Origin of the sequence: Aquimarina sp. AU58, assembly GCF_900312745.1 — a bacterium.
In the GTDB taxonomy this organism is placed as follows: Bacteria; Bacteroidota; Bacteroidia; order Flavobacteriales; family Flavobacteriaceae; genus Aquimarina; species Aquimarina spinulae.
This window is the reverse complement of sequence record NZ_OMPD01000014.1, coordinates 3,116,738-3,129,306: the sequence shown is the minus strand read 5'-3', so window position 1 is coordinate 3,129,306 and position 12,569 is coordinate 3,116,738. Positions and strand designations below refer to the sequence as shown.

General features: G+C 33.7%; 6 protein-coding genes. 5 read left to right on the top strand and 1 reads right to left on the bottom strand.

The features are described 5' to 3' along the window. The first annotated feature begins 41 nt into the window (after positions 1-41). Positions 42-1,328, top strand: coding sequence for a M20 family metallopeptidase (locus tag DK441_RS24890; protein WP_109853251.1), 1,287 nt, complete (start codon positions 42-44; stop codon positions 1,326-1,328). 70 nt (positions 1,329-1,398) lie between these two features. After that, the gene (locus DK441_RS24885; RefSeq protein ID WP_109853250.1) at positions 1,399-3,051 is read left to right on the top strand and encodes a S41 family peptidase; all 1,653 of its coding nucleotides are present in this window, start codon (positions 1,399-1,401) and stop codon (positions 3,049-3,051) included. A 279-nt stretch (positions 3,052-3,330) separates the two neighbouring features. On the opposite strand, the gene DK441_RS24880 is transcribed toward DK441_RS24885, so the two are convergent. Continuing rightward, positions 3,331-4,455, bottom strand: a complete 1,125-nt coding sequence (locus DK441_RS24880) for an AraC family transcriptional regulator (protein WP_109853249.1) — start codon at positions 4,453-4,455, stop codon at positions 3,331-3,333. 276 nt (positions 4,456-4,731) lie between these two features. On the opposite strand from DK441_RS24880, the gene DK441_RS24875 reads away from it, so the two are divergent. From DK441_RS24875 to DK441_RS24865, 3 genes are all read left to right on the top strand, one after another. Then, positions 4,732-6,378 carry a serine hydrolase gene (locus DK441_RS24875; protein WP_109853248.1) on the top strand — a complete coding sequence of 549 codons (1,647 nt, stop codon included), beginning with the start codon at positions 4,732-4,734 and terminating at the stop codon, positions 6,376-6,378. Positions 6,379-6,765: 387 nt separating this feature from the next. After that, positions 6,766-7,749 carry a hypothetical protein gene (locus DK441_RS24870; protein ID WP_160112271.1) on the top strand — a complete coding sequence of 328 codons (984 nt, stop codon included), beginning with the start codon at positions 6,766-6,768 and terminating at the stop codon, positions 7,747-7,749. Between the two features lie 139 nt (positions 7,750-7,888). Further along, on the top strand, positions 7,889-12,334 hold the full coding sequence (locus DK441_RS24865) for a VWA domain-containing protein (protein WP_109853246.1): 4,446 nt from the start codon (positions 7,889-7,891) through the stop codon (positions 12,332-12,334). Positions 12,335-12,569 lie beyond the last annotated feature (235 nt).

Here is a 12,569-nt window from a genome sequence, read left to right as displayed (position 1 = left end):
TAAGACAATCTTTGTGATATAATAGCAAACAAAATTATATCATGAAAACACAACTTATAGTCATACTTCTTTTAGTAACTACCGGAATACTTTCTGCCCAATCAGGTACAAATACCAACAACTATCAGCAAATAGAAAAACAAGCTGATGCCATCTACAATAGCTTGGTTAAAATTAGAAGGGATTTACATAGGAACCCTGAAATATCGAAGCAAGAAAAAAGAACTTCTAAAATTGTTTCGGAATACTTAAGAAATTTGGGATTAGAAGTTAAAACGAATGTTGGAGGATATGGAGTTGTAGGAATCCTAAAAGGCGGTAAAAAAGGAAGAAAAATAGCTTGGAGAGCAGATATGGATGCCATAAAAACAGACGAAGCAGATGTTGTAGATTTTGAATCTAAAAATAAAGGAGTGAGACATATTTGTGGTCATGATGTGCATACCACAATTGGTTTAGGAATCGCTACTGTTTTATCGCAACAAAAAGAAAACTTAGAAGGTACCGTTTATTTCATTTTCCAGCCTGCCGAAGAAACTTTTTCAGGTGCAAAGGATATGATTAAAGATGGTCTTTTCGAGATTATTAAACCAGATGAAATTTATGGATTACACATTGGTCCTGGTCCATCAGGAGAGATTAATGTTAAGGCTAATGAGTTATTTGCTTATCAAAAATCACTTAAGATAAAATTCAAGCCTAGTGCCAATGAAAAAGAGTTAGAAAACTTTATGAATACTATATTAAATGGTTTTGTTCGTAATATAGAACAGAATGGCTCACCCTGGGATATCATAAATAAGATTTCAGATTCTAAAATAGGGTTGACAAAAAAAGAAACAATTTTTAAAGATTACTTCATTTTACAGGGAGCAAGGCTTAATACAGATAATGGAGCTACTTTTTACAACGCCAGTTTTCTTGAAACTGATGTTAAAAAAGTGAATAGCATACCCCTTGAAATAAAAAAACAAATCCTGAATTCTAAATTTAAAGATGCTTTTATTTCCATTGAATATTCAAAAGACTATTCAGGAACTCCTATAAATGATCCTAAACTCACAAAAATTGCATCACAAACAATTTCTAGTTTTTATAATAAAGAAATGTTTAAACCACTGTATGGACAAACACCTTATTTTGGCGAAGATTTCATTTACTATCAACAAAAAGTACCAGGAGTATTCTTTTTCCTAGGAGGATCTAATATTGAAAAAGGTATAAGTTCTATGCCCCATACACCAAATTTTGCTGTGGATGAAACCACCATAAAACATGGCGTACAATCATTTGCTACTTTAATTTTAGAAAGAACGAACAGTAAATAAACACTTTTAATTCATCAATCAATATATAATCAAAACTCCTGAAATACATCCAGGTTAAAAAAATAACATCATGAAAAAAATACTAATTATCCTCAACCTATTTCTATTTACTCAACTATGGTCTCAAGAGACTCTAACCACAGCTCAATGGCAAGAAGACCTTCGTTTTTTACAAAACACCATACATAAAGACTATTCGTTTCTTTTTGTAAAAACAACAAAAGAAAATTTTGATATCGAAGTAGAAACACTATATAATGACATTCCGAATTTACAAGAACACGAAATTATTGTTGGGATGTCTCGACTCGTGTCTTTATTCAAATACGGGCATACCTATATTAGTTTTCATCAAAAGCCATTTGAATTTTCACAATTTCCATTCAATTTATATGAATTTAATGACGGGATTTATATTCAGGGAACACACAAGAACTACCCAGAAGCAGTTGGAGCAAAAGTCGTAGCGGTAGAAGGGAAGCCAATTTCAGAGGTTTTAAAAGCAATTGAACCGACAGTAGAAGTAGAGAACTCACAATATTTTAAAGCTTACGGAATTAATAATATACGATATCCTGAAGTCTTACATGCTCAAAAAGTAACAAAAACCCTTCAAAATAAGATAACACTTACGTTAGAAAAAGGTGGAAAAGTATTTACACAATCCTTTACTGCATTGCCTAAAGGAGAAACTGTGCCCACACACCGTGGTTATGTATATCAAAAAGACAATTGGTTAGATGCAAGAGACCAATCAACAACACCTTTATATTTACAACAGCTAGATAAGGTTTACTTTTCAGAATACTTAGCCAAAGAAAAAGCGATGTATGTTAGACATAGTAGAATAGCAGATGAAGCCGAAGAAAGTACCAAGGATTTTTATGCCCGTGTTTTTAATGAAATAGAAACTAACGGTACCGAGAAATTAATTATTGATTTGCGTTTAAATGGCGGAGGAAATAACTATTTAAATAAAGATGTTATAAAAGGTCTCATTAAAGCTGAAAAGATAAATAAAATAGGAAAGCTATTTGTTATTATAGGAAAACGAACCTTTTCTGCTTGTCAAAACCTCGTTAATGAAATAGACAATTATACCAATGTTATTTTTGTGGGGGAGCCCACAGCAGAAAATATCAATTTTTGGGGGGATAACCGCCCTGTAACACTACCAAACAGTGCTATTAATATCTCTTTATCGTATTTATGGTGGCAAGATAAGCCAGCTTTAGAAAATGCAGATTGGATAGCCCCTAGTATTCCAGTTACTATGAGTTTTGATGAGTATGCTAACAATCAAGATCCTGTATTAGAAGCAGCATTAACTTTTAATGTTCAGGATTTTAAACCTAAGCCAATGGATTATATAGTAAGCTTGTATTTATCTGGACAAGCACAAAAACTGGCAGAAGAACTTCCTAAAATGATCCAAGACCCACTGTATGCGTTTTGTGATTTTGAGACAGAGCTAATTACACTAGGAAACATTTTATTGCAAAGTAGTCGTACACCACAAATTCAGGCCTCCATTCAAGTATTTTCTATGATTTTAGAGTTATTTCCAAATTCAGCAAACGCTTATAAATATCTAGGGGAATCATACATTGCAACGGGAGAAACTCAAAAAGCAAAAGAAGTACTCAAAAAGGCTATTTCTTTAGATTCTGATGGTGAAATTGGTAAAGTTGCTGCAGCGCTTTTATCCGAGATAGTTAATTAATAACTATAGAATGAAATCTTGATTTTTTGTAATTATTTTGGAATGTTTAACAAACATTCCAAAATAATTAGTGTCTTAAAACAGAATTATAGCCTACGAATATTAATGAAATTAAGGTCATAAAACCGTTGTTATATAAACGCTGATGATATATAGATCTAAGCCGCTTTCAGAGGGTAAAACACATTTAGTCATACACTTTAAACATAGCATTGATAAAATGTCACTGTTATATAGAATTGCACTTGTAACCTGAACCTACGTATTTATTAATACTCATTATCTTTGCAAGTTCTCAACCTTTCTAATATATTCTGTAGGAGTAAAATTTGTTATCTCTTTAAATGCTTTGTAAAAGGTAGACTTTGAATTGAATCCAACTTCAAATGCAATAGAAATTAATGTAAATTCTTTATGCTTATTTTCATTTATTCTTTGTAAAAAATACTCAACTCGATATTCATTAACCAGTTCGTAAAAAGTTTTTTTATAAATATTATTTAGAACCCACGACAATTTATTAGTTGTAGTATTAATTTCATTAGCTAAAATTGACAAACTTAATTCTGGTCGGCAATAGCCTTTCTTTTCTTCTAAGAAGGTGTCAATTAGATTTTTAATCTTATTTATTTCTTTTTCGTCAAGCGTATTCTTTCTTTTAGATTCGTTTTCCTTATTTAAAGGAAACCTAATTTTAAATACTTCTGGATGTTTTAAATTATAAAAACCTACTATATAAATTTGTATACCAAAGATTAAACATGATATATCCCAGATCATTCTAATATCGATTGGTAATTTAACAACAAAGCGTTCAACAATGCCTAGCAACCAAAAAATCATATAAATTAACAAACCAATCAGCATAATCTCTATATATTTTATAATGGTTTGATTAAAGGATAGTTCTTGTCCTTCATTCTTCTTATAGTAATTTAGTAGTCTATTAGATTTGAATAAATAAGCCGAGATAAAAACGAAAAATATGATGTCGTTACAAAACAATAACGTGTTAAAATAACTGCTTAAATCCTTTATTGAATCATAAATATAAACATGAAAAAAACAGTATACTACATACAATAATGCTGGCAAATAGTGATAGTATGCTAACTGATAATTTCCATTTTTATAAAAAAGTAACCGCCTAATATACGTGTAAACTAAAGGCCCAATAAAAAGATAAAAAGTATTAATGATATTACTATATTGCCTCAAAAAGTCTCTTTCAAATTCAGCACCTAAAGCCCTTTCGAATAAAAAAAGGCTATAAATAGCCAATAAATACTGTATAGTCCTGTTTGCTCCTGTATGCTTTTTAGGGATATACTGAATGGCAAAAATCAAAAAAATACACTGACCAATAACTAATACCAGAAAAAGCTCATATAGTGATATACTCATCCACTCAAAATTTTAATATTGTTGTGTTTTAGTCTAACATTAAAATAGGTTTACTATTTTTTATCATTTCATTTAGTTAGAATTTGATCTTTATTTATGTATGGACTAAAAAAATGGTCTGATACTATAGTTTAGGACATCTAATAACGACAATTGTTACATCTGATGACAAAAAAAAGTTTTCTTTACAAAAATTAATGTAGGAAATAGCAATGTTAATTTAAAAATATTCTTACGCTAATTCTGAATTCAATTAAAGCTAAAATCAATACAACTATGAAATCAAATTATTTTTTAGTACTTATTGTATGTATATTAATATCGTGCAAGAATAATAGTCAGTCAAAATCAGATAATACACCTTCAAACGAAATAGAAAATTTATATTTTTCAACAGTAGACTTTACAAAAGCTAAAATTTCCTCAGAAGAATATTCAAAAAACTTCAATTTACATAACGATGCCTACCTTAGTATTGTTTTTAACTTAGATAAACCATTGATACAAAGTCTTCAAGAATTAGCTCCAACCTTATCTGAAGATGAATTATTAAGCAAAGGAAATTTTCAATTTTCATATTTAGTAGATGGAAAATTAATTTATGCGGAAAACTTAAACACTGGAGCAGGGCCAAAAACACGTAAAACAGAAAAACTCAGGCAAGTAATACCACTAGTAACACCAGAACAAATTAATTTTTGGGGTTGGTTTATGTGGCAACGATTTATGAAAATTAATGGTGGGCTAGATGCATTTACAGAAGGAAATCATACTTTTAGTATCGAAGTAAGACCTTATTTAAAAGGAGATGGATTAAAAGTTGGCCCTCTTTTGGCTAAAGGAAGTATTGCTGTAGAAGTGCCTAAAATAGTTATAGATGAAAGTTTAGTGCCTGTTCAGAAAATACAGCCTAATAGTGGTTGGAAAATTTCTAAAGATAATTTTGACAACAATAAAATTGAAGCTCTAAATAGAAAAATAGCAGAAGGTAGATTTGAGGATATTAATGGAATTGTAGTGATAAAAGATGATGAACTCCTAATAGAAGAATATTTTAACGGCGCAGCAAGAGATAGTTTGCACAACCCTATGTCGGTAGGAAAATCATTTGCTTCTACAATAATGGGTATTGCCGTTAAAGAAAAATTAATAAAAAATGAAAATGCTTTATTAAAAGATTTTTACGATTTAAAATCATATAAAAATTATAGTCCCAAAAAAGATTCTGTAACGTTAAAATCACTTTTAACCATGAGTTCTGGATTTCTTGGTGATGATAGGGATGATGAAAGTCCTGGTACTGAAGATAAGATGCAATCTTCTGATAACTGGGTGAAGTTTGCTTTAGATTTACCTATGCATAAAGATAAAGTAATAGGCAAAGACTATAATTACTTTACTGCTGGTAGTGGTTTGCTAGGGGATATTATTCATAAATCAGTTCCTAATGGACTTGTTTCTTATGCCGATAAAAAATTATTTGCCCCCTTAGGTATTACCAATTATAAGTGGTTTTATACTCCTCAAAATACTGCATATACAGGTGGGGGAATACAACTTCGTGCTATTGATTTTGCAAAATATGGACAACTGTATAAAAACAAAGGACTTTGGAATGGCAAACAAATCTTAACTGAAGAATGGGTAGAAAAAAGTTTAGCCAAACAAGTATCGCAGAACTATGGAGGAATAGAAGGCTTGCATTACGGTTACCTTTTCTGGAATAGAGTATATACAATCAATGATAAAGATTATGAAGTATCTTTTTGCACTGGAAATGGAGGCAATAGGATTTATATCTTTAAAAATATTCCTTTTGTTATTGTCATTACGGCTTCGGCATATAACAAACCTGGATCTATTGTTAATGCCGATAAAATGATGATTGATTATATATTACCTGCGATACTAGAAAAACAATAAAACCACTTGACATACTACCCTGAATTTTGCCTTGAAACATTAAAAAAGATGAATTGAAGTTCTACAGGTAACAGGGGAGGGCTAAGTCACAAATAGCACGTACATAATTACTATCTATATAATAAGGTTTAAAACATTATATCTGCAATTATGTAAATACTACGTATACACCAATTTGCTACAATATAGCTTTGTGATTTTAGTTGTATAACATTTAAGTATAATGATTTATAAATAATTTTAGGGTTAAATCTCCCCCTTACTTTGGGTTGATTTCCTTTTGGCACTACTATTGATATGTTTAAATTTGCAATATGTAATGAATGAAATGTATGCAGCTATAATAACCCCGCAAAATACTGTAGGACATAATTAATTATGCATATTATGAAGTCAAAAAAAACTAAATTATTTCGAACAATACTGCTGGGGTTACTAATTCTTAATATTTTGGGATGTAAAACTCCTATGCAAGCCCAGGCTATTAATGAAGTACCTTTCGTTATGAGAGATGGTGCTGTGGTAGATCCAATCAGGGGGCAGATTTTTATTACTAATCCAGAAAGAAAACCTCAAGCTATTTCTATCACCACTGGCGAGACATTATGGAGTAGTCAGGTAGAAGCCAAAGCACTGGCTATCATCAATAATAAATTGGTTTGTCAAAGTAAATCTACTATTTCTCCAGAAAGTGTAATTATTACTCAGCTTGATCTAGGTAGATCGGGTGTAAACATCTCGATAGACTCTATAGCTTTACCTCAACAGGTAAATGCAGGATTTGTACAAAGCGCTAACAATTCTTTTGATTTAAGGGCTAAGGTAGTGGGAAATCAAACTTTTTTTAGCTGGGATTTTCAACAAAGAAATTTTAAGGGACTCATAGAAAAGGATTCTCTTCCACTTAATGATCTTTTAAGTAGTTCTGGAGCGCTAAGGTTGAATACTCAGGGTAAAATCAGTACTATAAGGCAAAATCAATTACCTTCTAACATGGCTCAGTCAATTATTCCGACTTCGACTCAACAAATTCAAGGAATAGAAGGACAACAATTTATTTCAAAGGATCAAAAAAATATTTTGCTAAGTAAAAAGATTGCTTCTGATGATGCATTTAACAAATATTCCTGGGAAATTTACGATACAAGAACACGTCAGAAACTAGGTGAAATCCAAAGTCATAAATCTTATGCTCCTTTTTTTGTCAAAAATGATATTCTTATATATGAGACAGGGCTTTACTCTAGAAATATAAACAATCGAATAACCACAGTCCCATTACAACTTAAAGCTATTAATTTGAAAACCGGTGAGGTTTTGTGGACCATAGAAATTTTAGATACAATTTATCGAGGTCCAACACCTCCTTGAAAATAACTTCCCGTATTTCATTTTTAATTGCAGGTCAATCCTTTTTAAGGGTAACCCAAAAAAACTTGATGCATTGCATAATGCATTATAATACCCCACACATTTTACTATTTATTAAATACACTTAAAACCTGTTCGTATGATACGTTTTAAAAAACAACCTAGCATAAAAAGGGGTATATTTTGCATAAAAAGAAATGGTATCCATTCTGAGAATTTTTTACAGTTTGGTGCGATAATTTTAGTACTCTTTATCTCGTTAACATCGCAAGCGCAATGGATTCAACAAGGCCCTGGACCAAGTAAAAACGGGCAAGTAGAAAATATCACTGATCGTCATGTGGTAGGTGCTGTAAATTGTGTGACGCCACACCCCTCTAATGCAGATGTTTTATATATTGGTGGTACTAATGGTGGGGTATGGAAAACTGAAAATGCACTAAGTTCTCCGCCAAATTGGACTTTAATTTCCGGAACTCTACCGAGCCAATCTATTGGAGCGTTAGAATTTGATCCTACAGATGCTTCAAACCAAACGTTAGTTATGGGAAATGGAAGAACAAGTTCTTTTTTAAGTGCAGGAGGGGGTACAAGAGGAGTATACAGAACAACTACGGGTAATGCGCCCTGGACCAATATTGATACAGGAGGATTGTTCTCTACACGAGATATTACAGGAATAGCAGCCAGAGGAGCAACTATTATTGTTGCCTCGGATTCTGGTGGTATCTGGAGAACTACTAACACTGGAGGGAATTGGATACAGATATCAGGAGGGGTTGGTACCGGGCTTCCTTCAGGGAATTCTTTTGATCTGGTTTCTGATCCTAATGATACTACAATTTTATATACCAACGCAGGTACTAATGGTATTTATATAAGTAATGATACCGGGGCGACCTGGACCAAAATAAGTAATGCCACTGTAGACACAAGTTTGGCTGGTGCTGGTAATCTGGAACTTGCCATTGGTAACAATAACAATCTTTATGTGGCTATAGTCACCTTAGGGAGGTTGTCTGCTTTATATCGATCCGGAGATGCCGGAGTTAGCTGGGATTCTGCACTGGATATTCCAACCACCATTGAAACCGGTAATATTCATGGAATACATGTAGGTGGACAAGGAAATACGCATCTTTCATTGATAGCAGACCCTTCAAATGATGATGTTGTATATATTGGAGGTGACAGACAACCTTGGGCAAACGAACCTGTGGTTACTCCTTTCCTGGGGTTTCCTAACTCACTTGGAGCAAATGATTATTCAGGAAGGTTATTCCGAGTAGATGCTTCTCAGCCATCAGGAAGTCAATTTACTAGTATTACCCATGTCGGTACGGCAAGTAACAGTGCTCCGCATGCTGACTCCAGGGATATGGACTTTGATGCTAATGGCGATCTGATCGAAGGTGACGATGGGGGCGTATACAAACAAACAGCTCCCATTAATGCAACCGGAGATTGGTTTTCATTAAATGGAAATATCAATATTTCAGAAATCCATAGTGTAGATTGGGACGCCAATTCTAATATTATTATCAGTGGATTACAAGATAATGGGGTGCCAGAACAAGAATTCCCGACCAACAGTACCTGGAATACTATTGTAAGAGGAGACGGTGGTGATGTTGCAATTGATGATGTTAGTAGCACTACTACTTCAACAAGATATGCCAGTTCTCAAAACCTGGGTAATTTCAGAAGTAGAGTATATTCTACAGGAAATGTATTTCAAAGTCAGGTATTTCCAGGACTTATCAATACAGCCACCGGTTTGGCAATAACCAATTTTGGCTTTGTAAATCCTATAAAAGTTAATAACCAGGATGGTAGAATATTAATTGCAACAAATGGAGCGTTATTTGAATCTTCTGATGGAGGGGCAACAGTTACCAGCATTTCAACTTTTACGGTCAACGGAATTTTTACAAATGATTCTGGTGAGGATGCGATCGCATATGGGGCAAACGATAATGCAGATATAATTTATGCCGGTTCGGGTTCTAATGTGCAAATTAGAACCGCAGCAGCTCCGGCAGCTTTTACCAATTCTACAGCATATACTGGAGGCTCGGTACAAGGAGTAACATTAGATCCAGACGATTCACAATCTGCATACGTAATTGATAGCAATAGTGTTTTCGAAACCGATGATACCGGCTCTAGCTGGACAGATATTACAGGAAATTTACTTTTATTAAATCCGGGGAGCACCTTTAGATCCATCGCTTATATTCCTAACAGCGGAGATGATATTCTAGCGGTAGGGACAGATATAGGTGTATTTATTGCTCCGGGGCCAAATTTTAGTACTTGGGCTCCATTAGGCACAAATTTACCTCCTGTACCGGTATATGATCTCGAATATGATACAGCAGATGATATTTTATTAGCCGGAACATTAGGAAGAGGAGCCTGGACGTTCAACTTTTCAGAACGCGATCCGGTAGATGTTGCCTTGGTGCTGGATATTTCAGGCAGCATGTTAAGTAATGCTTGCTCAACTTGTGATCCGAAGCTTGATGTATTAAAAGAATCGGTAGAGATTTTTATGCAACTATGGAAAGGACTTGCCGTAGAAGATGATAGAATTGGTACCATATATTTTAGAACCAATGTTGATAATTTTAGTTCTGGTGGAGATGTTTTATTACCTGTAATAGATAATACAGACGCAATGATTACCAATGTAAATTCGCAAACCACTAGTGCCACACAGTTAACTGCCATGGGGGGAGGCTTGCAAGTAGCCATCAATGAACTAACTGATACATCAAGACCAAGAAATATTATATTATTTACAGACGGAATGCAAAATGTAGATCCGGGAGTGTCTTTTCCTGGTTTGGATATACAAAATGGAGAATTTGGAACAAATTCTAATGTAAATCCAACAACTCCGGCTACTACACTAGATAATGCATTAGGGATAAAAGTAAATACTATAGGAGTAGGAGCAACTTCATCGTTCGAATCACAATTAGCAGATATCTCTAGTGCTACCAATGGAGTTACTAAAATCACAACTGCTCCCGACGAGGATTTAAGACAATTTTTTGTAGAGGAGTTAGTAGATGCTCTAAGAAGCTTTAGTCCGCAACTGGTAGCGTATCGAAAAGGGATTCTAAATGATCTCAAAACAGAATCTTTTTCAATTAATTCACCATCAAAACAAGTGGTTTTTAAAGTGAGTTATGCTCTGGGAGATGAAATAAGTGTCTCTATTAGAAAAGGGAAAGTCGATGTTACCCAATTTGCAAGAGTGATTAATGGTGGGTTTTATAAGATTTATAGTTTTCCTTTTGAGGTGCTTTCTTTAATGCAAGGCCCACGTTTTGAAGGAGATTGGTCGGTAGTGTTAAGAAATGGAGCAAGACAAGCCTCTTACGAAATAGCTGCTATTACCGATGAATCCTCACTAAAATATAATTTATCTGCCGGTAACCTATTTAATCTCGTAGGGCAACCTATAGCTATAAATGCAGAAGTTCTGGTTAATGATGAATTAGTTGATGAGAATATCACTGTAACCGCAAAAGTATTACGACCAAAACAAGGTTTAGGAACCTTATTAAGTACAACCAATGCACCGGCTCCTACTACATTTGAGCCTGGACTACCTATAGGAGCTCAAAAACTTTCGGTGCTGGTTCAGGATCCTTCATTTGTAAATAAAATAACTCCGATAGAGCAACCTATTACACTAAGCTCGGGATCAGATAAAGTCTTTCGCGAAAACTTTACAAACACTAATATTCCCGGAACATACACTATAATTTATACTATAAAAGGAAATCATCCTTTTCTGGGAAATTTTGAAAGAACAGAGCAACGTTCGGTGGTCGTACGTTTTGCAAATTTCAGTTTTGATGATTCAGATGTTTTTATTAGTAAATCAGGTCCTGGAGCAGATGGAAATTATACCTGGATATGGGAATTTGAACCTAAGGACAAATTTGGAAATTATTTGGGCCCTGATTATGGGCATGTATTTGATATACACGTTACTAATGGGGTATTGAAGGAGATAAAAGATATGGGAAATGGTACGTATCAAATTGAGATGTCTACCACTACCGATCGCAAACCAGATATTAAGATACAGCTTTATGATGAAGTATGGCATGATGGAACTTTACCAGATACCAATACTAAACAATGGTTTCTTAGTTTTCATGCTGGAACCACATTACCCAGAGGAAATTTAAATACCTTTTTTGATTCCGGTATTTATGGTAAACTGGATGTAGAATGGAAAATAAAAAAGCAATATAGTTTGCAATTTTTAGCAGGTTTTGAGCACTTTAAGCCTGATCTCAATATTCTGTCTGGAGTATTGCAATTAAAAGGATATTTACCCATTCGAAGAAATTTAAACATCTATGGCGAGTTAGGCCCAGGTGTCCACGGGGTTTTGAATGATAAATCTTATTTGAGTGCTAATGCCGGTATAGGGTTAGATTTTGAGCTTTCTTCAAAAAGCAGATTATCTATTGGCGCAAATTATACCAAATTGTTTGATCATCCCTCAGATTTTTATTGGTTTGGAATGGGAATCGGTTATCATTTTAGGATAAAATAATAATAAATTGGGAAATCAGGGTATTTACCAATGCGATACTAGTGTCAAACTTTGAGGTTTAAATCATAAACACTTTAAAATGATTTTTAATGGCCCCAGCAGCTACGATTATAGTAAAATAGGATCACTGCGAGATATTTTACACGAGTTTTTATAATTGATCATAAAATCAATTATAAAAAGTTGCGGGTTGATGTGACTGGGAACATTGCTTGTCGAAGTATTGCCGAAGGAT